A 24,735-nucleotide genomic window follows, 5' to 3' on the forward strand; every position below is an offset into this window, starting at 1 on the left:
TGGGACGCGGACCGATCAATGCCAGCTGGTCGCCCGCCGGATCGCCGCGTCGACGGGCACGTCATGCAGCCGCCGATAGCGTGCCTCGACAAGGCTGAAGAGTCCGAACGCCAGCAAGCCTGCGCCGACGATCAGGTCGAACGGGTTGGTCAGCCATGACAGGACCCGCGCCATGCCGCCGGCCTCGCCCGCCTGTTCCTCGATCCCGGCCCGTGCGAGCAGATAGCCGCTGATCAGGAACACCAGTCCGCGTGCGGCATATCCCGCGCGACCGCTCCACTGCACCCAGCGTTGCCGCGCGACCGAGGCGTCCAGATAGCGCAGGAAGGACCCCTTCGTCGCCTTGACCAGCTGGACCGCGCCCAGCGCCGCCAGCACCACCGCCCCGACCAGCACGAGCGCCCAGCCGCCGGGCAGTTGGAGCGCCGTTCGCGCCCCTTCGCGCGTGCCGTCCCCGGACAGGGCCGCGCCCCGCATCACCGCGACGGCCTGCCACGCCAGGAAAAGGTGCACCGCACCGCTGACCCCCGCGCCGATCCGCTCCATCACGCCCTTGCGGTCGGTGCCGTGACGCTCGATGTCGAGCGCCGCGTCGGCCAGGCGCCAGATGCCATAGGCCACCAGGCCGACGGCGATGATGCCCAGCAGGATCTGGCCGCCGCCCCGCCCGAGATACTCGATGGCGCCGCTGGGGTCCTCGGCCCTGCCGGTGCGAAGGATAAGAAAGGCGATGACGAGATAGAGCAGGCCGCGCGTTGCAAAGCCGATCCGGGTGAGGGCGGTCAGGCGCGAATTGGCGTTCATGCGATCTCCTTTGCCCACGAAAACAAGGGCAAGGCGATCTCGTTCCCGGATCGGAACGACGTATTCGGGTCGGGGCGGCTCCAGCACCCACCCGTCTGGGCGACAGGGTGATCGAACGCTCCGGTCCGCGCCCCGCGACGAAGTTCTAGGGGCGATCGACATTCAGCGATGCCTTATCCTTCCCTCGCCCCTCGCAGAGGGGAGAGGGTTGCGCAGACTTGGCCTTTGCGAGAGCAAAGGCTTAGTCGGAGCTGGGTGAGGGGTGGGCGCTCGCGAAGCGAGCGCGCGAGCCTTTGGGCTCGCTCAACCCCTCATCCAAGCTGCGCTAGCCAGCAGGCTGGCAAGCTCCGCTAACCCTCTCCCCTGTCCAGGAGAGAGGGGAAGAAGACGCAATTGTGAATGTCGATCCGCCCTAGGTCGGCCCGATCCCGGTGTGGCGTCCCGGCCACACCCCGGTCCCGTTCTGCTGATGTTGCAGCCCTGCAATCCGCGCGATACACCGGGACGGCATCCGGGCGTCATGCAGACCGTCGCCCGTCCTGAACCGATCGAGACCATGGACCTCGAAACCCGCCTTCTCATCGTCGACGACGATCCCGGCATTCGCGAGCTGACGGCGGCGTTCCTCACCGACCATGGCTATGTCGTCGATGTCGCCGAGGATGCGGCGGCGATGCGGGCGGCGCTGGTGCGCCATGCCTATGCGCTGGTCGTTCTCGACGTGATGATGCCGGGGGAGGACGGGCTGTCGGTGCTTCGCAGCCTCGACCGTACGACCGCGCCGCCGGTCATCATCCTGTCGGTGATCGGCGAAGAGGTCGACCGGATCGTCGGACTGGAAATGGGCGCCGACGATTATATCGCCAAGCCCGCCAATCCGCGCGAACTGCTCGCCCGCATCCGCTCGGTCCTGCGTCGCAACCAGGGGCGGCCGGCTGCGATCGCCTCGGTCCAGACGGCATCGCCGGAGCGTGCATATCTGCGCTTCGCGGGCTGGCGGCTCGATCCGCTGGGACGGCAGCTGTTCGATCCGGACGAGGTCCTCATCAACCTGTCCGATGGCGAGTTCCGCCTGTTGATCGTGCTGGTCGAGCATCCGCGCCGCGTCCTGACCCGCGACTTCCTGCTCGACCAGTCGCGCGGGGCCAATGCCGAGCATTTCGACCGCGCGATCGACGTCCAGATCAGCCGGTTGCGCCGCAAGCTGCAACGATCCGACGGGCGCGGCGGCGACGATCTGGTCCGCACCGTGCGCAACGAAGGCTATCTGTTCACGGCCGATGTCGAGCGTCGCTGACCGGCGACGCGACCGGCGCGGGTCCTCGATCGCGGCGCCGATCTTCCTGCTGGTCATCGTCTCCGTCCTGGTGGCGACGGCGATTTCGTTCGTGGTCACCTTTTCCGGGCCGCCCCCCTTCGACTTTCCCAGCAGCCTGCGCTCGATCGCGTTGACGCTGGAAGGCAAGGGGCCGCCGCCTTTCGACCGGGGCGGCCCGCCGCTCGGCGTGGCGCAAGCGGCCGATGGCCAGGATCCCGGACCGGGGCCGCCACGGCGTCGAAGGGAACGGGCCGCGCCCATGGCCCGTAGCGGGGAAGTCGCCGATCCCACCGCCCGTCGTCGCCTCGCCGCCGAGTTGGGCGTCTCGCCCACCGCTGTCCTGGCCTTTACCGAAACGGCGGGCAAGACGGAGCGCGATGCCTTTGTCGGCAGCTTCACCTTCGCCTGGCATGAGGGAGCGGGCTGGTGGGTCGTGCGCAGCCATGTGCCGCCCTATCTGACGCGCTGGCACGTCCGCACCCTGCTGGCGATGCTGGTCGCGATCCTGCTGCTGTCCCTGCCGGCCTGGTGCATCGCCCACGCGCTGACCCGGCCCCTGCGCCGCCTCGCCAGCGCCGCCGATCAGGCGGGCACCGGCGCCGCGCTGCCCGCGCTGCCGGGGGGCAGTCGCGAGGTGCGCGATCTGGCGCGTGCGGTGACGACGATGCACGCCCGTCTGGCGCATCATGCCGAGGCGCGCACCGCGATGCTGGCGGGGATCGCGCATGACCTTGGCACGCCGCTGTCGCGGCTCGCCTTTCGCGTCGAACAGCTGCCCGAGGACGCCCGCGCCCGCGCCGCCGCCGATATCGGCGAGATGCGCGCGATGATCGCCGCCACGCTGGCCTTCACTCGGGACGAGGCGATCCAGGCCGACGCGCGTCGCCTCGACCTGGCCAGCCTGCTCGACAGTCTGGTCCAAGACATGGCCGATGCCGGTCAGCCCGTGACGCTGATGCCCGGCCCGCGTGCGGTCGTGCGCGGCGATACGGCGGCGTTGCGGCGGCTGTTTGCCAATCTGATCGAGAATGCCGTGCGCTATGGTGAGCGGGCGAGGGTCGGGTGGGAGATTGCGGGCGGGAATGTCGGCATATGGGTGGCCGACGACGGACCCGGCATCGATCCGGCGCAGGCGGAACGGCTGTTCCAGCCATTCGTGCGCGGCGACCCCTCGCGCAACCGCGCCACCGGCGGCACCGGGCTGGGTCTCGCCATCGTCCGGTCGATCGCGACGCGGCACGGAGGCGCGGCGACGCTGGAAAATGGCGATCGCGGCGCGATGGCGCGTGTGGTGCTGCCGCTGGCGAGCTGACACACGCTGTAACATCATGGCGGCATCCCGACATAGCCGGGCAATCCGCCACGCCGACATGCTCCTTCTGTCCGAAGGAGTATGAGTGCATGTCCGACCGCCACCCCGACCACGCCCACAGCCTGGCCGACGATCTGAAGGTCATGGAGACGCTGATGGCGCGCCGTCGCGCGCTGAAGTGGTTTGCCGGTGCGGGCACCGCCGCGCTGGTCGCGGGTTGCGGCGGCAGCGACGCGGCGTCGGGCAGCGTCGCGGTGGTAAGCGGCTCCACCGCCGGCGCCACGCCGACACCAACACCGACCGCTACCCCCACGCCGACCGCCAGCGGCACGAGCACGGCCTGCATCGCCGACCCGGCCGAAACCGCCGGCCCCTATCCCGGCGACGGCACCAACACCGCCTCCGGGGGGACGTCCAACATCCTCACCGTGAGCGGCGTCGTGCGCAGCGACATCCGCCCCAGCTTCCTCTCGACCACCACGGTCGCGACCGGCGTGTTGTTGAAGATTACGCTGACCCTGGTCGACGTCAACGCCACCTGCGCACCTCTCGCGGGTTATGCGGTCTATCTGTGGCATTGCGACCGGCAGGGGCTCTATTCGCTCTATACCGCCCCGGCGGAAAGCTATCTGCGCGGGGTCCAGGTGACCGATGCCAATGGCCAGGTCAGCTTCACCACCATCTTCCCCGGCTGCTATGACGGGCGCTGGCCGCATATGCATTTCGAGGTCTTCTCCAGCCTCTCCAATGCGCTGGGCGGTCGTTATGCGGTCCTGACCTCGCAGTTGGCGATGCCGAGCGCCGTCTGCTCGACCGTCTATGCCGATGCCACGACCTATCCGTCGAGCGCCGCGAAGTTCGCGCGTATTTCGCTGTCGAGCGACGGCATCTTCGGCGACAACAGCGCGGCGCAGATCGCCCAGCAGACGCCGGTGCTCAGCGGCAACGTCACGGCGGGTTACGACGCGACCGCGCTGATCGGTATCGCCCGCTGAATTCCCTCGTGCAAAAGCATTTGGCCGATGCTTTTGCACGCCATGCCGCAGCGGCTCCTGCGGGTCGAAGCCGGTGGGCGCGACAGGCATTGAGCCGAGAGGCGCGATGCCGGTAGTGATCGAGTATCATGATCTATCCATCCCGAATAATCGATTGGACAGATTGCCTGCGCGCGCGGCACTATCATGTGGTGAAGTGACATCGGTAGGAAGAGGACACCGAGATGGCCGATTACGAAAAGCCCAAGAGCGGCGGTTGCCCGATGGGTGGCAAGGGCGGCGGCGAGGTCAAGGCCCGGTCGCTGCTGGGACGGACCAACAAGGACTGGTGGCCCGACGCGCTGCCGATCGACATGCTGCACCAGCACGGCATCTCGCCCGACCCGATGGGCGAGGGCTTCGACTATGCCGAGGCGTTCAACGCGCTCGACTATGCCGCGGTCAAGGCCGACCTGCTCGCGCTGATGACCGACAGCAAGCCGTGGTGGCCCGCCGATTACGGTCATTACGGTCCCTTCATGATCCGCATGGCGTGGCACGCCGCCGGCACCTATCGCGTGACCGATGGGCGCGGTGGTTCGTCCTCGGGGCAGCAGCGTTTCGAGCCGCTGAACTCGTGGCCGGACAATGGCAATCTCGACAAGGCGCGGCGCCTGTTGTGGCCGATCAAGCAGAAATACGGCAAGCATATCAGCTGGGCCGATCTGTTCATCCTGGCGGGCAATGTCGCGATCGAGAGCATGGGCGGGCCGACCTTCGGCTTCGCGGGCGGCCGCAAGGACGTCTATGCGTCGGAGGGCGATACCTTCTGGGGCGCCGAGGAGCTGTGGGTCGATGAAGGCGCGCAGACCCGCATCACCGAGGAGACGCCCGAGCTCGAAGGACCGCTCGCCGCGATCCAGATGGGCCTCATCTACGTCAATCCCGAAGGGCCCGGCGGCAATCCCGACCCGCTGACCTCCGCGCGCGACATGAAGGCGACGTTCCGCCGGATGGCGATGAACTCCGAGGAGACGGTGGCGCTGACGGCCGGTGGCCATGCGTTCGGCAAGGCGCATGGCGCCAAGCCCGCCCCGCACTTCAAGAACCCGGCGGCGGAAGCGGTGCACCAGCAGGGGCTGGGCTGGCTGACCGACAGCGAGGAGATCGGCCAGGGGCATATCACCACCTCCGGCATCGAGGGCGCATGGTCGAACAATCCGACCAAGTGGACCGGCGACTATCTGCGCCTGCTGTTCAAATATGATTATGAACTGACGCAGAGCCCGGCGGGCGCCAAGCAGTGGACCCCGGTTAATCCCGACCCCGAGGATATGGCCCCCGACGCGCGCGATCCCAACAAGCGCGTGCCGACCATGATGACCACCGCCGACATGGCGCTGAAGATGGACCCCGAGTTCCGCGAGATCGCGCTGCGCTTCCGCGAGGATCAGGCGGCGCTGGACGACGCCTTCGCCCGCGCCTGGTTCAAGCTGACCCATCGCGACATGGGCCCCAAGATCCGCTATCTCGGCCCCGAAGTGCCCGAAGAGACGCTGATCTGGCAGGACCCCGTGCCGGAAGGCACCGTGCCGTCGGATGCGGCCGTGGCGGCGTTCAAGGAAGCGTTGCTTTCCAGCGGGTTGACGGTCGGACAGCTGGTCAAGACCGCCTGGGCCTCGGCCTCGACCTATCGCCGGTCGGACCATCGCGGCGGCGCGAACGGCGCGCGCATCGCGCTGGCCCCGCAGAAGGACTGGGCGGTCAACGAACCCGAACAGCTCCAGCAGGTTCTGGCCAAGCTGAACGAGCTGCGCGGCGACATGTCGCTGGCCGACGCGATCGTGCTGGCCGGCTCGGCAGCGGTCGAGAAGGCGGCGCGCGATGCCGGGTTCGACGTGGCGGTCCCGTTCCTGGGCGGTCGCGGCGACGCGACGCAGGAATGGACCGATGTCGAGAGCTTCATCTGGATGGAGCCGCAGGCCGATGGTTTCCGCAACTATCTGAAGACCCGCAACCCGGTGAAGACCGAGGAACTGCTGCTCGACCGGGCCTCGCTGCTCGGGCTGTCCGCACCGGAAATGACGGTGCTGGTCGGCGGCCTGCGCGTGCTGGGCGCGAACTTCGGCGATGCGCCGGAGGGCGTGCTGACCGATCGTCCGGGGCAGCTGACCAACGACTTCTTCGTCAACCTGCTCGACAATGACACCTTCTGGGATCTGGTGGATGCGTCGAGCGACGAGAAGTTCATCGGTTACGACCGTGGCGGCCGCCAGGAAAAGTGGCGCGCGACCCGGACCGACCTGATCTTCGGCTCCAACTCGCAACTGCGCGCGACCGCCGAAGTCTATGCCGAGAACGGGCACGAGGAGAAGTTCGTGCGCGACTTCGTGCGGGCTTGGGTGAAGGTGATGAACGCCGATCGCTTCGACGTGACCGCCAAGCCGGTGTCCGCCAACCAGGCCAGCTAACCACCCTCAGGGTGAGAAGGGGGCGCGGTGTCCGGACTCAGGTCCGGGTCGCCGCGCCCCTTTTTCATGTCGTCCGGATCGCGCGGCCGTGCCGCACCGGCGGCGTGCCGGACCGTTCAGCCTTGCAGCCAGTCCCGCAACAACTGGGTGACCTCGCCGGGGCGCTCCAGCGGGGCCAGATGCCCGCAATTGCGGATCTCGTGGAGCCGCGCGCCGGGAATTTGGTTGGACAGCTCGCGCGCTTCGGCGGGCAGGCAGATGCGGTCATATTCGCCCACCGCCACCAGCGTCGGCACCCGCACCGCCGCGATGGCCGCGCTGATATCCGGCCGGGCGAGCATGGCCCGCTGCTGGCGCTCGAACACGGCCGCGCCGACGCGCTCGGCCATCGCCTGGACCGGGCCGCTGACGATCGGGGTCAGCGTCGGGTCGGCATGGGGTGCGGTGGCGAGCAGGCCCTGCTCGGCGACGGTGCGCGGGCGCATCCGCATCGATGCGCGGGTGCCGAACAGCGCCACCCGCTGCACCCGCTCGGGCGCCTGGCGGATGACCTCCAGCGCGACATAGCCGCCCAGGCTGACCCCGGCGACCGCGAAGCGGGGCGGGGCATGGGCCAGCACCCGCGCGGCCATCGCCTCCAGCGTGTCGTCGACGGTCAGGTCGCCGAGCATCGGATGGGTGACGTCGCTCAGGTCGATCACCTGCCTGGCCCAGAGTTGGCCGTCGCAACCCATGGCGGGTAGCAGGATGAGGGGCGGCGCGTGGCGGATCATGTCAATCTCTCCCGATAAGGGGGCGTGGGGGTGGGATGGATCAGGCGAACAGGGTCAGCAGCCCGCGCGCCGGGTCGGTCAGCCCTTCCCAGATCATCTTGCCCGCGACCCACAGGATGACGAGCAGCCCGACATAGGCGAGCCAGCGATAGCGCTCGATCACGCGGGCGAGGATATTGGCGGCAAGGCCCATCAAGGCGACCGACAGGATCAGGCCGATGGCGAGGATGCCGGGATGGTCGCGCGCGGCCCCCGCGACCGCCAGCACATTGTCGAGGCTCATCGATATGTCCGCCACCGCCACCGCCCAGGCGGCGGCCCAGAAGCGGCGCGGCGCCCGGTGCGCCAGCGCATCGTCGTCGCCGTCGCCGTCGCCGCCACGCAGTTCGCGCCACATCTTCCATGCGACCCAGACCAGCAGCAGCCCGCCCGCCAGCACCAGCCCGACGATCTGGAGCAGCTGGGTCACGACCAGCGCGAAACCGATGCGCAGGACCAGCGCGGCGACCACGCCGACCAGGATCACCTTGCGCCGCATCGCCGGGGGCAGCCCCGCCGCCAGCGCGCCGACCACGATGGCGTTGTCGGCGGCCAGCAGGACGTCGATCAGGACGACCTGGGCAAAGGCGGCCAGGGCTGCGGGCGTGCCGATCGCGGCGAAGTCGGCGACGATATGCGGCCAGAGCGTCTCCATCGGATCAGCCCATCAGCGGGAAGGCGAGCACCGCCATCCCGACCAGCGTCATGACCGCGCAGACCATCGCGGCGGGGACCAGGGTGAAACGCTGGTGATCGGCCAGGTCGACGCCCGCCAGGCTGACCAGCAGATAGGTCGACGGCACCAGCGGGCTGAGCAGATGGACCGGCTGGCCCATCAGCGAGGCGCGGGCGATCGCCATCGGCGACACGCCATAATGCGTACCCGCCTCGGCCAGGATCGGCAGCATCCCGAAATAGAAGGCGTCGTTGGAGATGAAGAAGGTGAAGGGCAGGCTGAGCGCGGCGGTGATCGGCGCCATGTACGGCCCCAGCACCGGCGGAATCCAGCCGACGACCTCCTTGCTCATCGCCTCGACCATGCCGGTGCCCGACAGGATGCCGGTGAAGATGCCCGCCGCGAAGATCAGCGAGACGACCGACAGGACATTGCCCGCATGGGCGGCGATCCGCTCCTTCTGCTCGGCGACCTGCGGATAGTTGACGATCATGGCGACCGCAAAGGCCAGCATCATCAGCACCGACAGCGGCAGGATGCCCGAGACCAGCCCCGCGATCAGCGCGATGGTCAGCGCGGCGTTGAACCCGCGCAGGTGCGGACGGCGCGCCTCGGGAAATTGCGACACGGCCATGCCGGTGAAGGCGGTCGGCTCATTGGCCTTCACATGGCCGATGCGGCGACGCTCCTTGCGGCCGAACCAGATCGCCAGCCCGATCAGGAAGGCGAGCCCGGCGATCATGCCGGGGATCAGCGGCAGGAACAGCGTGGCGGGGTCGAGCTTCAGCGCGCTGGCGGCGCGGGCGGTCGGGCCGCCCCAGGGGGTCAGGTTCATGATCCCGCTGGTGCTCATCAGCAGGCAGCACAGATACAGCCGGTTCATGTCGTACCGCTTGTAGAGCGGCAGCAGCGCGGCGATGGTGATGATGTAGGTGGTCGACCCGTCGCCATCCAGGCTGACGATCGCGCACAGCACCACGGTTCCGATCAAGATGGCCAGCGGATCGCCGTGCACCACGCGCAGCAACCGGTTGACCAGCGGATCGAACAGCCCGGTATCGGTCATGATCGAGAAGAACAGGATCGCGAAGAGCAGCATGACGCCGGTCGGCGCGAGATTCTTGATGCCGTCGATCATCATGTCGCCCAGGCCGGAGGCGAAACCGGCGATCAGCGCGAAGGCGGTCGGCACGACGATCAGCGCGACCAGCGGGGTCATCCGCTTCGTCATGATGAGCGTCATGAAGGTGGCGACCATCAGGAAGCCAAGCAGGGCAAGATCCATCGAAGGATGCTCCGTGAGGGGAGGAGAGTGTTTCAGAAGGTGACGGCGATGCGCGTGCCGATCGTCTCGCCGCTGTCGGGGCCGGTAAAGGCGCCTGCGCGATTGTCGGTGTCCCAATGGACCCAGTTGAACTGGAGTCGGGTGAAGCTGTTGAGATACCAGTTGGCGCCGACCGTCGCGGCCCAGCCGCGCCCGCCGGTCAACAGGCTGGTATAGTCCAGATTTTCATAGCGCGCGGTCAGCTCGATCGCGCCGGGTCCGCCCTCGAAGATCGGTTTCAGCACGCGGGGCTGGCCGAAGCTGCCTAGGCGCGGGTTATAGGGGGGCAGGTCGCCGGTGACGAACCAGCCGCCCGACAGGCTCCATGCCTTGCTGAGGAAGTCGGGGCGGTCGCCGGTCAGGCGCGCGCGCCGCTCGCCCGCCTCGGCCATGACCCAGACCGGGCCGACATAGCCGCCCAGCTCCGCGCCATAGCCGGTGGTGCTGCGCCCGCCGAGCAGGGCGCCGGTCGACACCCGCAACGCGCCGTTGAAGCGGCCGCCGATCACCGTGTTGCGGGTCAGCGTGGTCGCCGCCGAGGACAGCGCCTCGTCAAAGCCCCACAGCCCGACATGGAGGACCGAACGCTCGCCCTTGATCGGGTTCCAGTGCGCGCGGGCCAGCACGGTGCGGCTGTCATTGGCGGCCTGGCTGCCGTCGATCCGGTCGCCGGTCAGCGTCAGCGAGGCGTGGCCGGTCTTCCAGAACAGGCGCGGCATGATGCCGACGCCGTAAAAGCCGCGCTGCGGGATGATCGCGGTGGCGACGACGGTGCGTTCCATGAAGGGCGTCGAGTCCGATCCGGTCGAGCCCTCGAACCCGCGATCGTTGAACAGATGCCCGGCGCGCAGGTCGTAATCCAGGCCCGGCCGGATACGGTTGCGCCAGCCGATGAAGGCGGTGACGATGTCGACGTCATTTTCGGAAAAGTCGGTTTCGAACTGGTAGAAGAAATGGGTGCCGACCCCGCCTTCCAGGCCCAGGCGTAGCGCGCGCATGCCGGTCGTGGTGATGTTGCGCCCGTCATAGCGCGATCCGAAGCTGGAGCTGACATCGGCCAGGATGCGACCGCGCGGCTTGAAGGTGTAGATGCCGTCCGCCGAGTGGAAGACGGGCAGGCCCGCCCCCCATTCGGTCGTCACGCCCGCCGCATTGGCCTGCCGCGCCTGCGCCACGTCGCGCTCGGCGGGGCCGGGGGGGACGAGTTGCGGCGCGAAGGGGCGGGTGACGGTGTCGCGGCCGGTCGTGTCGTTCTGCGCCAGTTGCGGTGCGGGCGTCGCCGCCGCTGCCGCCGGGGTGGTGGGGGCGGGCATGGTCCCGGCGATCGCGGCGGGGGCCTGCGTCCCCTCCAGCCGGTCGAGCCGGGCGCGCAGCGTCGCGATCTCGGCGGCCTGCTGGCGGACCAGCGCGGCGAGGTCGTCGTTGCTCGGCGTCTGGGCCAGCGCGGGGGTGGCGGCCAGCAGCGCGACCAGTGCGGTCGCGGTTCGGTACGGGATCATCGGGTTCGGGCCCCTTCGGCTAGAGTGGCGCGCCAGTCGGCCAGGAAGCGGCGGCGCTTGATCGTATCGAGATTGACGAGAAGCTGCGGCCCGACGCGGATCGGGCGTTGCTGTTCGGACGACAGGCGGGGCGCGCGGACATCGCCGCGCACCGGCAACAGCCATTGCCGCGCGAGGAGCGTCTGCCCGGAGCGCGACAGCAGGAAGTCGAGGAACAGCCGCGCCGCCGCCGGATGCCGCGCATCGCGCGTGATGAAGGCGACGCGCGAGGCGATGATCGTATAGTCGCGCGGAAACACCACCCGGATGCGCGGGTCGCGCAGCGCGCGGGTCAGCGCATAGGGGCCGACGACATTATAGGCGATGGCGATCCGCCCCGCCGCCACCGCGTCCAGCATCGGCTCGGTCGTGCGCGACAGCATCGGTCGGGTCGCCGCGATCGCCTGGACCAGCGAACGGGTGTCGCGGGTGATCGCATGATCCTCGGTCAGATAGAGATAGCCGACATTGGACCGGGCGGGGTCATAGGTGGCGACCTTGCCGGTCAGCGCGGCGCGACGGCTGCGCAGCAATTGCTCGAACGCCTCATGGGTGCGCGGCACCTGTGCCGCCGGGATGAGGCGGCGGTTGACGACGAAGGCGACCGGCTCGGCGGTGACGCCGTAACCCATGTTCTTCCAGACGGCCGTGGCGGGCAAAGCGGGCTTTTCGGGGCTGAGATAGCCTTGCGCATAGCCGTCGTTGATCAGCTTGGCCTGGAGATCCATTGCCGAGGACCAGACCAGATCGGCCCCCGCTGCGCCTTGCCGCGCCTCGGCGACGACGCGGTCGTAGATGGTGCTCGATTCCAGATCGTCATAGCGTACCGCGACGCCGGGATAGGTGCGGCGAAAGGCGGCGATCAGCGGCTGCATCGCGGCGGTGTCGGCATTGCCATAGACGCGCAGGCCGCCCTCGGCGCGCGCATCGGCGACCAGCGCGTCATAGGAGCGGGGATAGCCGACCGGGCGATGCGGCGCGCTGGCTTGCGCGAACGCCGGGGCGCCCAGCAGCAGCATCGATAGAATCAGGATTCGCATCGTTCAGGTCCTCTCGCTTCCCGCCTCTGAGTTCGGGTAAGCTCAAGGACATGAACTATGCCGGCAAGCTGTCATCCACCTTTCACCGGGCGGCGCGATGCGGATTCTGATCGTCGAGGACGATGCGGCGCTGGCGCGCGGGATCGTCGCGCTGCTGCGGGCCTCGGGCCATGCGGTCGATCACGTCGCCAGCGGCGAGGATGCGCTGATGGTGATCGCGGACGAGGCCTATGCGCTGGTCGTGCTCGATGTCGGGTTGCCGGGGATGGACGGTTTCTCGGTGCTGGAGACGTTGCGGCGGCGGGGGGCGCGCGTGCCGGTGCTGATGCTGACCGCGCGCGACGCGCTGGACGACCGGGTGCGCGGGCTGGACCTGGGCGCGGACGATTATCTGCGCAAGCCCTTCGCCCCCGCCGAGCTGGAGGCGCGGATCCGCGCGCTGGGGCGGCGGCGCGGCGGCGATCCGACCCCGGCGCTGGTCGTCGGCGCGCTGGTGCTGGACCGTTCGCGCGGCGAGGCGCGGGTCGGCGAGCGGGCGCTGGACCTGCGCCGCCGCGAATGGGCGGTGCTCGACTCGCTCGCCACCCGCGCCGGGCAGATCGTGCCGCGCGAGACGTTGCAGTCGGAGGTGTTCGGCTATGACGAGCCGGTCGGCCCCAATGCGATCGAGGTGAACATCACCCGCCTGCGCGGCAAGCTGGCCCCCGACGGCCCGGCGATCCGCACGGTGCGCGGGGTCGGCTATATGCTCGATGCCGATTGAACGCGCGCGCGGCGGCGCGCTGGCGCTGCGCACCCGACTGCTCGCGGCGATGCTGGCGCCGATGCTGGCGATCGCGGTGCTGCTGGGGCTGGCGGGGGCGACGCTGATCGCCGATGTCGTCCGCCGCACCAACGACCGCGTGCTCGGCGGGGCGCTGGGCGCGGTGGCGGAGACGGTGCAGGTGGAGCGGGGCGAGGTGACGCTCGACCTGCCCGCCGCGGCATTCGGGATGCTGGAGAATAGCGAGCGCGACAATGTCTATTACCGGATCGCGGTGGGTGGGCGCCTGCTGACCGGCTATGGCGACCTGCCCGCGCCGCATATCGCGGAACTAGCGCTCGACACGCCGCGCTTTCGTTTCGCGCGCTATCGCGGCCAGGATATCCGCGTCGCCGAGGTGCGCCGCGCGCTGCCCCGCATCGACGCGCCGGTGGTGGTGCAGGTGGCCGAGACCCTTGACGGTCGCCGGGCGCTGCAACGGCGGTTGGTGATCGCGCTGGTGCTGGGCGAGATCCTGCTGGTGGGCGTCGCGATGCTGCTGATCCGCCCGGCGCTGGCCTGGAGCCTGCGCCCGCTGGCGGGCCTGCGGGGGGCGGTGTCGGCCCGCGACCGGCGCGCGACGCCGGACCTTTCGCCGCTGGATACCGGCCCCTTGCCGGTCGAGCTTCGCTCGCTGGCCGATGCGTTCAACCATCTGCTTGCCCGGCTGGACAGCGCGACGGCGGGGATGCGGCGCTTTACCGCCGATGCCTCGCACCAGATGCGCACCCCGCTGGCGGTGCTGAAGGTGCAGGTCGCGCTGGCCCGGCGGGGCAGCCCGACCGCCATGGGCGAGATCGCCGATGCGGCCGACCGACTGGAGCATCTGGTGACGCAGCTGCTGGCGCTGGCCCGTGCCGAGGAGGCGGGCGTCGCACCCCCGCGCGAGCGGGTCGACCTGCGCGAAGTCGCGGTCGCCGTCATCAACCGCCGGATCGCGCAGGCGATCGAGGCGGGGGTCGAAATCCATCTCGATGCCCCGGCCGATCTGGTGATCGCCAGCCATCGCACGCTGGTTTTCGAAATCCTGTCCAACCTGCTCGACAATGCGATCCGCTATAATCGTCGCGGCGGCCAGGTGATGATGACCATCTCGGGCGAGCAAGGGACGGGGGCCAAGATCGTGGTGGCGGATGACGGCCCCGGCCTGCCCGATGCCGACCTGGCCCGTCTGGGCGAACGCTTCACCCGCCTTTCGACCGCACGCGACAGCCAGGGCAGCGGCCTTGGCCTCGCCATCGTCCGCTCTGCGGCATCGCGCCTCGATGCGTCGCTGGAGATCGTCAGCACCCGACCCGGCCTGCGGGTCACGCTGGGCTTCGGGGCGGCCGGAATGATCGGCAGCGACGGCGATCAGAAGCTGTAGGCCAGACCCAGCGCCCCCAGCCATTGCTGGCGCGACCCCGCCTGTGCGACGATCGGGCTGTCGCCGATGCTGCCCGTCATGCCGCCAAAGGTGCCGAGCGCGACGAGGTGCAGGCCGTGCAGCAGATTGCCGCGCAATGTGCGAACCCCGACAAGGCCGATCGTCCAGTTCTTGATCCCGCCCTTGGCATCATAGACGGGCATTCCGCTGCGCAGGCTTTGGGCGGGCGAGACGCTGTAATAGGTTCGCGCATAGCGATCCTCGGCCATGTCGACCGACGCCGTGAACGCCACCGCCATATGAAGCGATAGCGGCGTGAAATAGGTCAGGCCGGGCTGCCACAGCCCCGCATCATGGATTCCCGCCACATCGTGCCGATAGGACAGGGTGAGGGAAAGCGTGTCATAGGGGCTGGTCACGACGCCCGTTCTCTGGACCCCGACATAGCCGCCCAGTTCGATGGCGGTGCCCGGCGCGCCGAGCGCGCGGACGCGGGGATCGTGGATATCGCTTGGCGTGTTGCGGTTGAAATTGACCTGGGCGACGGGCCCGCCCTTAAACCGCCAGCCCGGCCCCGGCCGGTCGCGGAGCAGGTCGATGCTCAACTGGTTGCCCGCAAGGACGAAGGAATGTCCCTCGACCGAACCGATCGCGGCCGGGGCGACGACCGGGCTATAATGATCCGAGCCCTCATAGTCGGGAATGACGGCCAGACCGGCCCCCACCGCGACCCTGTCCCGGTCGAAGGGGGAGGGCTCGAGATGGGACTGGGCGAAGACCGGCGCTGCGATCAGCCCGGCCGCCGCGACCATGAAACGGAATGTCGACATGCGATCGTCCTTTCGATCAGCCGCCCAGGGCGACCTGCAACTGAATGCGCGCCAGCGCGCCGGCGGTGGTGTGATGGAGAAGGGCGCGCTTGGCGGCGATCTGCGCGGCCTGCGCGTCGATGAGCGGCCCGGCGGCGATGTCGCCGCGCCGATACCGCGCCTCGACCGCCCTGACGGTCTGCCGCTGGGCCTCGCTGTCCGCCGCCGCCAGGCCCCGTCGCCGGTCGAGCGCGCGGACCAGGGCCAGCGCATCGTCCACCTCGCGCCAGGCATTGCGCACCGTCTGCTGATAGGCGAGCGCGGCGCTGCGTTCTTCGGATCGACGCAGCGACAATTGGCGTTCCAGCCGCCCGCCCGCGAAGATCGGGATCGACAGGACCGGCCCCGCCCCGGTGGTGCGGGCGTCCCATCCGAAATCGGCGAGGTTCAGGACGTCGATCCCGAACAGCCCGGACAGGTTCAGGCTGGGATAGAAGTCGGCCTGTGCGGCGCCGATCGCGGCGGTCGCGGCGTGGAGCGCGGCTTCCGCGTCCAGAATGTCCGGGCGACGACGGGCGAGATCGCTGGGCAGCCCCGGCGCGGGCTCGACCAATACAGGCGCGGCGGGGCGGCCTGCGACGTCCGGCGGTGGCGTGTCGGGATTGTCGCCGACCAGGATCGCCAGGGCGCGGGCGGCGCGGGCGATGTCGGTGTCGAGCGCGAGCAGGGCGTCCTGTCGTGCCCGCTGCTCGCTTTCCACCGCGCGGGCATCGATGCCGCTGGCCAGCCCCCGTTCCCGGAGCGCGGCGGCGATGGCCAGCCTGCGCTCGCCCAGCGCGCGGTCGCGCTCGGCCAGGCCGCGCTCCGCGATCAGCCCGCGCCATTGCCAATAGGTCTGCGCCACCGCCGCCTCGACCGACAGGCGGGCGGCGCGGGCGGCGGCGTCGGCCTGCGCGATCCCGGCGGTCGCGACCTCCACCTCGCGGCGATGCTTGCCCCACAGGTCGATGGCCCATGTGGCGCTGATATCGGCCTGGTAGAGATCGAAGGCATAGCCCCTCGGAATGGCGCCCTCCGTCTCGCTGGGCGGCTGACCCAGCAGCGGCGCCAGCACCCCGGCCAGGCCCGCCGTGCCGATGCGGTTGCGACTATAGCCGAGCTGCCCGCCGATCTGCGGCAGGCTTTCGCCCCGTTTGGCGTCGCGCGCGATCCGCGCCGCCACCAGCCGTTCCTCCGCCATGCGCAGGTCGAGATTGGCGGTCAGCGCGTGCGCCTCCAACCCGTCCAGCGCCGGATCGCCGAAACGGTGCCACCAGGGCTCGGACGGCGCGGTCTGCGATGCGGTGGCCCCCTGCCACCGGGCGGGCAGATCGGCGACGGGCGGATGGAAATCCGGGCCGACCGTACAGCCGCTCAGCAACAGCAGGCCGAGCAACCCCGTGCCGACGATGCGACGGTCAAACATGGGCGGTCTCCCTGGACGCGTCCTCGCGCCCGAACAGCAACAGGTAGAAGGCGGGCAGGGCGACCAGCGTCAGGATGGTCGCGCCGATCAGGCCGCCGATCATCACGATCGCCATCGGACCCCAGAAGATGTTGAAGCACAGCGGGATGAAGGCCAGCACGGCGGCCAGCGCGGTCAGCACCACCGGGCGTGCCCGGCCGGTCGTCGCGTTCACCACGGCGTCGCGCACCGCCATCCCGTCGGCCCGGTATGATTGCACCTGATCGACCAGGATGATGGTGTTGCGCATGATCATCCCCGCCAGCGCGATCAGCCCCAGCAGCGCGACGAAGCCGAACGGCGCGCCGGTCAGCAGCAGCGCCGCCACCGCCCCGATGATGCCCAGCGGCGCGGTCGCCAGCACCAGCAGCGTTCGCGAGACGCTCTGCAACTGGATCATCAGCAGCACGAGCATGATCCCGACCGTCAGCGGCAGCAGGCGATAGATGGCCCGGTTGGCATCCGCCGACAATTCGCCGTCGCCGCCTTCCTCGAGCCGATAGCCGGGGGGCAGGGCGGCGCGGATCGCGGCGATCCGGGGGGCGGCGGCCTGAACGATCTCGGACGCCTGGACATCGCCGATCATGTCGGCCTGCACGGTCATGGTCGGCGCGGCATTGCGGGTCCAGACGACCGGCTGTTCGGTGGCGGGGCGAAGCGTCGCCACCTCGCCCAGCGGCACCATGCCATGGGACGTGGCGACGGGCATGTCGATCAGGCCGCCCAGATCGTGCCGATCCTCGGCCCGGCCGCGCACCATGATGCCGATCTGCTTGGTCCCGTTCAGCACCGCGCCCCCCGGCGCGCCTGACAGAATGGCGGCGAGGTCGCCCGCGACCTGCGCGCGGTCCACCCCCAGCGCCGCCGCCCGTTCCGGATCGATGGCGTAGCGCGCGACGGGCGCGGCGATGCCCCAGTTGATCTGAACGGCGGTGGTCGACGGGGTGGTGCGCAGCACGGCGGCGATCCGCTCCGAGATCGCGCGCAGCCGCGCCGGATCGCTCCCCACCACCCGGTACTGTACCGGCGCACCCAAGGTCGGCCCGAGCGACAGGCGGCGCACATGCAGGCTGGCTCCGGCGATGCCGGGCATTCGCTCCAGCTTGCGGATCAGCGCGTCGCGTGCCGCCAGGTCGGACGTGACCAGCATCACGGTCGCCGTCGCCGGATTGGGCAGCGCCGGACCATAAGGCAGATAGAAGCGCGCCGCACCGCGCCCGACATAGCTGTCCATGCTGCGGATACGGGGATCGCCGCGCAGCACGTCCTCCAGCCGCTTCACCGCGGTTTCGGTCGCCTCGATCGATGCTCCCGGCCGCATCGCGACATCGACCATCACCTCGGGACGGTCGGAATTGGGGAAGAATTGCTGCCGCACGAGCATCGCCCCGGCCAGGCTGACCGCCAGCAGCGCGACCGTGATGCCGACGATCAGCCAGCACCGGTCGAGCGCCCAGTCGATCGCGCCGCGCAGATATCGATAGGGCCTGGAAGGAATGGCGTCATGCCCATGGGCCCGCACCGGCTCCGGCAACAGCTTCACCCCCAGGAACGGCGTGAAGACCACCGCGACGATCCAGCTGACCAGCAGCGCCGACCCCGTCACCCAGAAGATGCCCCCCGCATATTCGCTGGTCGTCGACTGGGCGAGGCCGACCGGCAGGAACCCGACGATGGTAATCAGGGTGCCGGTCAGCATGGGAAAGGCGGTGTGGGTCCAGGCATAGGCCGCGGCCTCGCGCCGGTCGACGCCCTGTTCCATCTGGACGACCATCGCCTCGACGCTGATGATCGCATCGTCGACCAGCAGGCCGAGCGACAGGATCAGCGCACCGAGCGAAATCCGCTCCAGCCCGATCCCGGCCACCCCCATGTACAGGGCGACGATCGCCAGCGTCAGCGGCACCGACAGCGCGACGACGATCCCCGTCCGCCATCCCAGCGTGACGAAGGCGACGACCAGCACCACGGTCAAGGCGCAGAAGAACTTGACGAGGAAAGTGTTCACCGCCTCGCGGATATTGGCGCTCTGATCCTCCACCTGTGTCAGCCGCGCCCCGGCGGGCAGCGTCCGGCGGACCTCTTCGGCCGCCGTGCGGATGGCGTCGCCGAAGCCCAGGCCGTCCGCGCCCGGCGTCATCGACACGGCGAGGATGACCGCCCGGCGTCCGTCATGGCGCACCAGCGCGTCGGGCGGATCGGCATAGCCGCGTGCCACCCGCGCGATATCCCCCAGTCGGACCGCACCGGCGGCGGTCGGGATCGCGGCGCCCTCCAGATCGCGGACATCGTCCACCTGGCCCTCCAGCCGCACCGGCGTCTGCATCGCGCCCTGGACCCCGCCCGCCGGGCCGACCGCCTGGCGCTGGGCCAGCGCCTGCGCCACGCGACCGGGCGACAGGCCCATGGCTGCAAGCCGCCGGGGATCGACGTCGACGAACAGACGCCGGGGCAGTTCGCCGATGATCTCGGCCTTGCCCGCCCCCGGCACGCGCAGCATCGCATCGCGCGCCTGCTCGGCCAGGCGAACCAGGCGGGCATTGTCCGCCCCGGTCAGCGCGAAGACATAGCCATAGACATCGGCATTGTCCTCGCTCGCGGCCAGCGACGCGCCGCCGGGCAAGGCGGGCTCGACGTCCTTCAGCTTGCGCCGCACCTGCCGCCAGACTTCCTTCGCCTGGCCGGGCGGCGCGGCATCCTTCAGTTCGACGGTGATGAGGCAGGCGCCCTCCAGGCAATAGGTCTGGAGATAATCGAGATGGTCGATCCCGCGCAGCGTCTGTTCGACCGGATCGGCGACCTGCGCCCGCATCTGCGCCGGGCTGGCGCCCTCCCAGCGGGCGGAGACGATCATCTCCTTCAGGGTGAAGCCGGGGTCCTCGTTGCGGCCCAGCGACAGGAATTGGAACGCCCCCGCGACGAAGAGCAACGCGATCAGGAAGCCGACCAGCGCGGGGTGACGGATGGCCCAGCGGGACAGGTTGAAGCGGGCCATGGATCAATGGAATCCCGGCTCGATACCGGCCGCGACCACGCCCTGTCCGTCGACCAGCGTATCGGCGGCGGTGGCGACGACCGACTGGCCGTCGCGCAGTCCGGTGACCAGCGCATCCTGTCCGATCCATTCGGTGATCCGGACCGGCTGCCGCCGGATGCGCCTGTCCGGCAGGATCGTCCAGACATAGGGCCGCCCGGCTCGATCGGCGATCGCGGACAGGGGCACGCGAATCCGCTGGGCCGGGACCGACGCTCGCAGGCTGAGCGTCACCATGCTGCTATAGGGCGGCGACCCCGCTCCGTTCAGCCTGAAGCGGGCATCGCGCAGATGCGAGGCCGGATCGCCCTCGGGCGACACGAGGCGCAACCGGGCGGTGACCGCCATGGCCTGGCCGGGGCTGTGGACATCGGCCATCATGCCGGGCGTCAGGCGGACATCGGCGGGGGCGTGGATTTCCACCTCGGACGGGCCGCTCGCCAGCTTCAGGACCGTGGTGCCCGCATCGACGACGCTGCCCGGTTCGGCCAGCCTGGCGGTGATGACCCCATCCTGCGGCGCGACGAGCATGGCGTCGGACCGCATATCCCGGCTGCGTCGGACGGCGGCGGCGGCGACCGCCACTCTGGCGTCGGCGGCGCGGGCGGTCAGAGCCCGCTGGCGGACCTCGGCGCTCGACAGCGCGCCCAGGCCGTCCAGCCCTTGCGCACGGTTCGCCGCGTCCCGCGCGCCTTGCGCATCGGCGGTGGCGGCGGCCAGCTCGGCCGAGGCTTGCGCCACCCCGGCATCGGCTTCCGCCCGGCCCAGGCGACCGAGCACCTGTCCGGCGCTGACGCGATCGCCGACCCGGACCGTCAGCGCGAGCACCCGGCCCGGCCGCTTGAACGCCAGCATCGTCTCGCCATAGGGGCGCACGACGCCGCTGAACTGGCGCAGCGCGTCGCCCGCGGTATGGACCGGGACGATATCCACGATCGCCACGTCGCGATCGGGCTGGGGCGGCGGCGGCGACGAACAGCCTCCCGCAATCAGGGCGGATATGGGAAACAGCATCGCGACGATGCGATGCGTGCGGGCAAATGGCATGGCGGCCCCCTCGGGATCGGAATGGGGGTGCCATGGCGAGGAAGCGGCGCGGTGCCTCCCGGATTTCGGATTTCGACCGATCGATTCCGAAATCGATCAGTCGGACGGGGGTGTCGTGTCCAGATGGCGGCGGCGATAGGCGCTGGGCGTCTCTCCCTGGCGCGCCTTGAAGCTGCGATTGAAGACCGCCAGGCTGCCAAAGCCCGCGTCCATCGCGATGGTCAGGATCGGCACCTCGGCCTGATCGGGGTCGGCCAGCGCGGCGCAGACCTCGGCCACGCGCAGGCCGTTCAGATAATCGCTGATGTTGCGATGACCGAACCGGCCATTGACCAGCCGACGGACCCGATATTCCGGCACCCCCAGATGCGTGGCGATGGCGCCGATGGTCAGGTCGGGTGCGCGGTACAGCCGCTCCTGCGTCATCGCCATGTCCAGCGCGCGTGCGAGCGGCTCGTCCAGATCCTGGGGCGGGGAGGGATCGGCGGCGACTGGCAGGGACGGCGCGCGCTCGGGCGATGCGGATGCAAACATGTCCGGGTGGCGCAACCCGAACAGCAGCAGCGCCAGCCCGAATATCCCCGTCAGCATGCCGATCGCGCCGACGATACCGGCCATGGCGAAACCGCCCAATGCGCGTCCGATGACCTCCGCACCGATCGTCCAGAGGATGACCATCGTGACGATGACGATGAAGGCGACCCGCGCGCGCAGCCGCGCCTCGACCAGATCGCTCGCCCGGTTCCGCCACGCATGACGCAGCGTATCGACGGCAAGGACGATCCCGGCGATGTAGAGCAGGCCGTCAAGCGGATGCAACGCCCCCTGCGCCGCATGCTCGCCACCGATCACCGCCGCGCTCAGGCCGAGATAGCCCAGCGCACATGCCAGTTCCGCGACGCCAGGCCGGAAATTGTCGTCGAACCACGAACGGGCGAAGAGCCAGAATAGCGGCAGGCTGGCCGATCCCGCGACCCGCAGCACCGTGGCCAGCATCGGCCGGTCCTGCACGAAAGGCAGCCCGGCCAATTCCGCCAGCAGCGCGGCCAACGCCAGCGCCGCGCCATAGCGGCTGGGCCGGGTGGGCGCCTCGCTGAGAAACAGCGCCACCGCCAGTCCGAGCAACGTCACGATGCCGCCGTGCAGCCAGGCTTCCATGATGCGCGAGCGGGTCTTTCCTGGAGGATAGGGGGCGAGGGGCAAAAATGCCCTATCGACCCGCCGATAGAAAGCGGCGGCGCGATCGTGTCAATAGGAAGGACCGGCTTGGGGGCAGGACTCGTTGATCACAGCCGGAAGATGACGGTGGCAGCGAGGGCGGAGGCGGAGAAGATAGTTGGACAGCGATCGCGACCTCTTCATACCATCATCGCATCCGACCAGGGGCAGATGATCCGTTCCCGGCAATATCTAATCTTTGCGCCCACGAACCCGGTAGAAAATCAGCCTGTATCGCCTGCGGTATGAAGGGGAGGCTATCCATCACCCGAAAGGTTCGGTCTCACGGGCCAGGAGATAATCCAGCAAGTCGGATTCAGGCACGGGGCGGGCCAGATAATATCCCTGGAAGAGGTGACCGCCCAGCCCCTGTATCATTGCATAATCCTCGCGCGTCTCGATGCCTTCGATGACGACTTCGAGGTCGAATTTCCGACCATAATCGATGATGGCGCTGACCAGATGCTGGTCCTCGGGCGACCGGGTGATGTTAGACACGAAGCTTCGATCGATCTTGATGCGATCGACCCGGCGATGGCGCAGAGCCTCCAGCGACGAATAGCCCACGCCGAAATCATCCAGGCTGATCGTCACGCCCGCTTTCGACAGCGTTTGTATCTTGTGCTGTATGGCCTTGGTCTCGAAGGCGGTCTCCTCCGTGATTTCAACGTCGAGCAAGGGAGGCGCGAGGCCAAGCGCCTCGAAATGCTCCAGGATGATGGTGTCGACCGACAGTTGCGCCATCTCGCGCGGCGATATGTTGATCGCGACCTTGATCTCCTTCAGTCCGGCTTGGACCAGGGCTTCCAGAAGTTGACAGGCACGGTGCAACACGAAACGGAGCAGGGGTTCGGCGTGTCCGTTGATCGCGGCGAGGCGGACCACATTTTCCGGCGAGATCCAGCCATGCTGCGGATGCCGCCAGCGCAGCAGGGCTTCGATCGTGTTCGGCAAGCTTTGGCCGAGCGCGAAGATGGGCTGGAACCAGACATCCAGCGATCCGTCCTCGAGATGGCGGGGGAGGTCGCGTTCGAGGTCGCGGCGCATCTCCAATCGTTCGCGCAGCTCGTTGTCGAAGACGTGATAGCGGTTCCGGCCTCCATTCTTGGCGGCGTAAAGGGCTTCGTCGGCACAGGCCAGGACATCGGCCAGGTCCGCCTGAAGGCTCATGACGATCCCGATGCTCGCCCCCAGCGCGCCCGTATCGACGCCGTCCATGTGAACCGACAGGGCGCCGATGACAGCCTGTGCGAGGTCGGTGGCCTCTTGAAATGCCGCGACGGGGAGGAAGATGGCGAACTCGTCACCGCCCATGCGCGCGAGAAGGCCTTCGCCGTGGGTCTGGGCCTGAAGGCGCCTGGCCGCCTCTATCAGCACCTGGTCGCCCTTGCGGTGACCATAGACGTCGTTGACGGCCTTGAAGCCGTCCAGGTCGATGAACATCAGGCAATAGGCATCCTGCCCCGCCTTCATATGTTCCTCGACCTCGGCGAGAAATCCCGATCGGTTGAGCAAGCCCGTCAGGTCGTCATGCGTTGCGCGATACCGCATGATGTCGATGATGTGCAGCGAATGATCGTGCGCCGCGGAAAGGGCCGCGGCGTTCGTAGTAGCTTCGTGCTTGGCGCGGCTGAGCGCTTTGAATGTTTTTTCGGCGCGAATGGAACTGCGCGAGAGGGCGGCCATGTAAACGATCGTGGTGAAGGCGATGCAAGCCCGCTCGAACCCTCCTGCCACCAACAGGCAGATGACGACGGATGCCAGAGCCGGGAGGATGAAGCATAGGGGCGTGCGGGCGTCGGGCGTGCCGTGGGTGACGGCGCCTGCGGTGACGCCGCATACGACGGTCAGATAGAAGAGCGACTGCGGCGAGGTGTAACCGGCGCACAGGATCGGAACCCAGGCCCATACCAGTCCCGAAAGCAGCGCTCCCGCCCACATCAGATATCTCTGCACGGCGATCGATCGCAGCGGCGATCGCCGGCCGGAAACCTGTCCCACGTCCGGGGCCGGCAGATAGCAAAGGTAGAGACGCACGAGGTTCACGGTGAGCGAGGCGACGAACCAGACGATGCCGTAGAGCGCGAGGTCGCTCCTGATCGCGACCAAAAGGTTGACCATGCCGAGCATCATATTGACCGGTATGGCGACCCGGACGCAGCTCTTGATCTCGGCAATCTGGTCCAGGACGATAGGCGCAGAAAGCTCGTCTGGGATTTTCGCCACAGGGAGATCAAATTGCGTGTGGCGGGAGGAGGGCATGGGCAATCACCGTGACGAACTCGGAATAGATGCTTCGTTTCGCATGTGTAAGGTATATGCTGTGCTAACAGTGGCCGAAACTGAGCGAAATGTTGTGAAATGGCGCCGGTTTTGACCGGAAGTTTAGGCTTGGGATCCTAGCTGAAAATTGAGTCGAACCATTTCAACGACTTGCGGTTGGCCGAGAGTGAGGTGCAGGTGATTACAGCGACCGGGGCGGGGGGGCCTTGGCCCGCCGCCACGAACGTCAGCAGCTTCACCTTGCCGTCGATCCGGAATTTCATGCGTCAGGATTTCGACCCGGTGCGGGCATAGGCTATCTGAATTGGCCATCCCGTATGGCTTCCCGCGTCGCTCCGACGTGTCGATCAGAGTGATGTACCCCGCCATGCATCCACGACAACCCCGCGTTTACGAGGGGATT

The 24,735-nt window shown here is 68.8% G+C and carries 19 protein-coding genes; 6 read left to right on the forward strand and 13 right to left on the reverse strand.

The features are described 5' to 3' along the window. Positions 1–15 precede the first annotated feature (15 nt). Positions 16–804, reverse strand: coding sequence for a DUF1206 domain-containing protein (locus ACFX59_RS09295; RefSeq protein ID WP_387431773.1), 789 nt, complete (start codon positions 802–804; stop codon positions 16–18). Between the two features lie 520 nt (positions 805–1,324). Between ACFX59_RS09295 and ACFX59_RS09300 the strand changes: the two genes are divergently transcribed. The 4 genes from ACFX59_RS09300 (at position 1,325) to katG (ending at position 6,879) form a co-directional block, all read left to right on the forward strand. Then, positions 1,325–2,101: a response regulator gene (locus tag ACFX59_RS09300; RefSeq protein ID WP_387431776.1), complete on the forward strand. Its 777-nt coding sequence runs from the start codon at positions 1,325–1,327 to the stop codon at positions 2,099–2,101. Beyond that, on the forward strand, positions 2,085–3,434 hold the full coding sequence (locus tag ACFX59_RS09305; protein WP_387431779.1) for an ATP-binding protein: 1,350 nt from the start codon (positions 2,085–2,087) through the stop codon (positions 3,432–3,434). Before ACFX59_RS09300 ends, ACFX59_RS09305 begins: the two co-directional genes overlap by 17 nt. An 89-nt stretch (positions 3,435–3,523) precedes the next feature. Then, the gene (locus ACFX59_RS09310; protein WP_387431782.1) at positions 3,524–4,429 is read left to right on the forward strand and encodes an intradiol ring-cleavage dioxygenase; all 906 of its coding nucleotides are present in this window, start codon (positions 3,524–3,526) and stop codon (positions 4,427–4,429) included. Positions 4,430–4,653: 224 nt separating this feature from the next. Then, positions 4,654–6,879, forward strand: coding sequence for a catalase/peroxidase HPI (katG, locus tag ACFX59_RS09315; RefSeq protein WP_387431784.1), 2,226 nt, complete (start codon positions 4,654–4,656; stop codon positions 6,877–6,879). Positions 6,880–6,995: 116 nt separating this feature from the next. On the opposite strand, the gene ACFX59_RS09320 is transcribed toward katG, so the two are convergent. From ACFX59_RS09320 to ACFX59_RS09340, 5 genes are read right to left on the reverse strand one after another with little or no spacing between them, the layout of a single operon-like run. Next, complete coding sequence (locus tag ACFX59_RS09320) at positions 6,996–7,652, reverse strand: alpha/beta fold hydrolase (RefSeq protein ID WP_387431786.1); 657 nt, start codon at positions 7,650–7,652, stop codon at positions 6,996–6,998. Between the two features lie 40 nt (positions 7,653–7,692). Next, positions 7,693–8,346, reverse strand: coding sequence for a YjbE family putative metal transport protein (locus ACFX59_RS09325; RefSeq protein WP_387431789.1), 654 nt, complete (start codon positions 8,344–8,346; stop codon positions 7,693–7,695). Positions 8,347–8,350: 4 nt separating this feature from the next. After that, positions 8,351–9,652 (reverse strand): CitMHS family transporter, encoded by a 1,302-nt coding sequence (locus ACFX59_RS09330; RefSeq protein ID WP_354293478.1) that lies wholly within the window; start codon positions 9,650–9,652, stop codon positions 8,351–8,353. 32 nt (positions 9,653–9,684) lie between these two features. Next, complete coding sequence (locus ACFX59_RS09335) at positions 9,685–11,190, reverse strand: OprO/OprP family phosphate-selective porin (RefSeq protein WP_387431792.1); 1,506 nt, start codon at positions 11,188–11,190, stop codon at positions 9,685–9,687. After that, complete coding sequence (locus ACFX59_RS09340) at positions 11,187–12,269, reverse strand: ABC transporter substrate-binding protein (protein ID WP_387431795.1); 1,083 nt, start codon at positions 12,267–12,269, stop codon at positions 11,187–11,189. Before ACFX59_RS09340 ends, ACFX59_RS09335 begins: the two co-directional genes overlap by 4 nt. A gap of 97 nt (positions 12,270–12,366) precedes the next feature. Here ACFX59_RS09340 and ACFX59_RS09345 point away from each other — a divergent pair, with 97 nt between their 5' ends. Continuing rightward, a complete protein-coding gene (locus ACFX59_RS09345; RefSeq protein ID WP_307098032.1) occupies positions 12,367–13,032 on the forward strand; it encodes a response regulator transcription factor in 666 nt (221 codons plus the stop codon). Further along, positions 13,022–14,437 (forward strand): sensor histidine kinase, encoded by a 1,416-nt coding sequence (locus ACFX59_RS09350; protein WP_387431798.1) that lies wholly within the window; start codon positions 13,022–13,024, stop codon positions 14,435–14,437. The genes ACFX59_RS09345 and ACFX59_RS09350 overlap by 11 nt, the downstream gene beginning before the upstream one ends. Here the strand turns inward: ACFX59_RS09350 and ACFX59_RS09355 are convergent. The 7 genes from ACFX59_RS09355 to ACFX59_RS09385 form a co-directional block, all read right to left on the reverse strand. Continuing rightward, positions 14,425–15,267 (reverse strand): MipA/OmpV family protein, encoded by an 843-nt coding sequence (locus ACFX59_RS09355; RefSeq protein ID WP_387431800.1) that lies wholly within the window; start codon positions 15,265–15,267, stop codon positions 14,425–14,427. The two genes, ACFX59_RS09350 and ACFX59_RS09355, sit on opposite strands and share 13 nt — an antisense overlap. A 16-nt stretch (positions 15,268–15,283) precedes the next feature. Beyond that, on the reverse strand, positions 15,284–16,711 hold the full coding sequence (locus ACFX59_RS09360) for an efflux transporter outer membrane subunit (RefSeq protein WP_387431802.1): 1,428 nt from the start codon (positions 16,709–16,711) through the stop codon (positions 15,284–15,286). Continuing rightward, complete coding sequence (locus ACFX59_RS09365; protein ID WP_387431804.1) at positions 16,704–19,745, reverse strand: efflux RND transporter permease subunit; 3,042 nt, start codon at positions 19,743–19,745, stop codon at positions 16,704–16,706. Before ACFX59_RS09365 ends, ACFX59_RS09360 begins: the two co-directional genes overlap by 8 nt. 3 nt (positions 19,746–19,748) lie before the next feature. Further along, positions 19,749–20,831: an efflux RND transporter periplasmic adaptor subunit gene (locus ACFX59_RS09370; protein WP_387431806.1), complete on the reverse strand. Its 1,083-nt coding sequence runs from the start codon at positions 20,829–20,831 to the stop codon at positions 19,749–19,751. A 96-nt stretch (positions 20,832–20,927) separates the two neighbouring features. Beyond that, positions 20,928–21,989, reverse strand: a complete 1,062-nt coding sequence (locus tag ACFX59_RS09375; RefSeq protein ID WP_387431808.1) for a helix-turn-helix domain-containing protein — start codon at positions 21,987–21,989, stop codon at positions 20,928–20,930. A 324-nt stretch (positions 21,990–22,313) separates the two neighbouring features. Next, positions 22,314–24,275 carry a putative bifunctional diguanylate cyclase/phosphodiesterase gene (locus tag ACFX59_RS09380; protein ID WP_387431810.1) on the reverse strand — a complete coding sequence of 654 codons (1,962 nt, stop codon included), beginning with the start codon at positions 24,273–24,275 and terminating at the stop codon, positions 22,314–22,316. Between the two features lie 173 nt (positions 24,276–24,448). Continuing rightward, positions 24,449–24,595, reverse strand: coding sequence for a hypothetical protein (locus tag ACFX59_RS09385; protein WP_387431812.1), 147 nt, complete (start codon positions 24,593–24,595; stop codon positions 24,449–24,451). Positions 24,596–24,735 lie beyond the last annotated feature (140 nt).

It is taken from the genome of Sphingomonas sp. NCPPB 2930, from assembly GCF_042867205.1.
GTDB lineage: Bacteria > Pseudomonadota > Alphaproteobacteria > Sphingomonadales > Sphingomonadaceae > Sphingomonas.

Bases quoted from the DNA above. Each gene is read 5' to 3' on its own strand.
- ACFX59_RS09295 (WP_387431773.1), bottom strand. From the start codon at position 804: ATGAACGCCAATTCGCGCCTGACCGCCCTCACCCGGATCGGCTTTGCA.
- ACFX59_RS09300 (WP_387431776.1), top strand. From the start codon at position 1,325: ATGCAGACCGTCGCCCGTCCTGAACCGATCGAGACCATGGACCTCGAA.
- ACFX59_RS09305 (WP_387431779.1), top strand. From the start codon at position 2,085: ATGTCGAGCGTCGCTGACCGGCGACGCGACCGGCGCGGGTCCTCGATC.
- ACFX59_RS09310 (WP_387431782.1), top strand. From the start codon at position 3,524: ATGTCCGACCGCCACCCCGACCACGCCCACAGCCTGGCCGACGATCTG.
- katG (WP_387431784.1), top strand. From the start codon at position 4,654: ATGGCCGATTACGAAAAGCCCAAGAGCGGCGGTTGCCCGATGGGTGGC.
- ACFX59_RS09320 (WP_387431786.1), bottom strand. From the start codon at position 7,652: ATGATCCGCCACGCGCCGCCCCTCATCCTGCTACCCGCCATGGGTTGC.
- ACFX59_RS09325 (WP_387431789.1), bottom strand. From the start codon at position 8,346: ATGGAGACGCTCTGGCCGCATATCGTCGCCGACTTCGCCGCGATCGGC.
- ACFX59_RS09330 (WP_354293478.1), bottom strand. From the start codon at position 9,652: ATGGATCTTGCCCTGCTTGGCTTCCTGATGGTCGCCACCTTCATGACG.
- ACFX59_RS09335 (WP_387431792.1), bottom strand. From the start codon at position 11,190: ATGATCCCGTACCGAACCGCGACCGCACTGGTCGCGCTGCTGGCCGCC.
- ACFX59_RS09340 (WP_387431795.1), bottom strand. From the start codon at position 12,269: ATGCGAATCCTGATTCTATCGATGCTGCTGCTGGGCGCCCCGGCGTTC.
- ACFX59_RS09345 (WP_307098032.1), top strand. From the start codon at position 12,367: ATGCGGATTCTGATCGTCGAGGACGATGCGGCGCTGGCGCGCGGGATC.
- ACFX59_RS09350 (WP_387431798.1), top strand. From the start codon at position 13,022: ATGCCGATTGAACGCGCGCGCGGCGGCGCGCTGGCGCTGCGCACCCGA.
- ACFX59_RS09355 (WP_387431800.1), bottom strand. From the start codon at position 15,267: ATGTCGACATTCCGTTTCATGGTCGCGGCGGCCGGGCTGATCGCAGCG.
- ACFX59_RS09360 (WP_387431802.1), bottom strand. From the start codon at position 16,711: ATGTTTGACCGTCGCATCGTCGGCACGGGGTTGCTCGGCCTGCTGTTG.
- ACFX59_RS09365 (WP_387431804.1), bottom strand. From the start codon at position 19,745: ATGGCCCGCTTCAACCTGTCCCGCTGGGCCATCCGTCACCCCGCGCTG.
- ACFX59_RS09370 (WP_387431806.1), bottom strand. From the start codon at position 20,831: ATGCCATTTGCCCGCACGCATCGCATCGTCGCGATGCTGTTTCCCATA.
- ACFX59_RS09375 (WP_387431808.1), bottom strand. From the start codon at position 21,989: ATGGAAGCCTGGCTGCACGGCGGCATCGTGACGTTGCTCGGACTGGCG.
- ACFX59_RS09385 (WP_387431812.1), bottom strand. From the start codon at position 24,595: ATGAAATTCCGGATCGACGGCAAGGTGAAGCTGCTGACGTTCGTGGCG.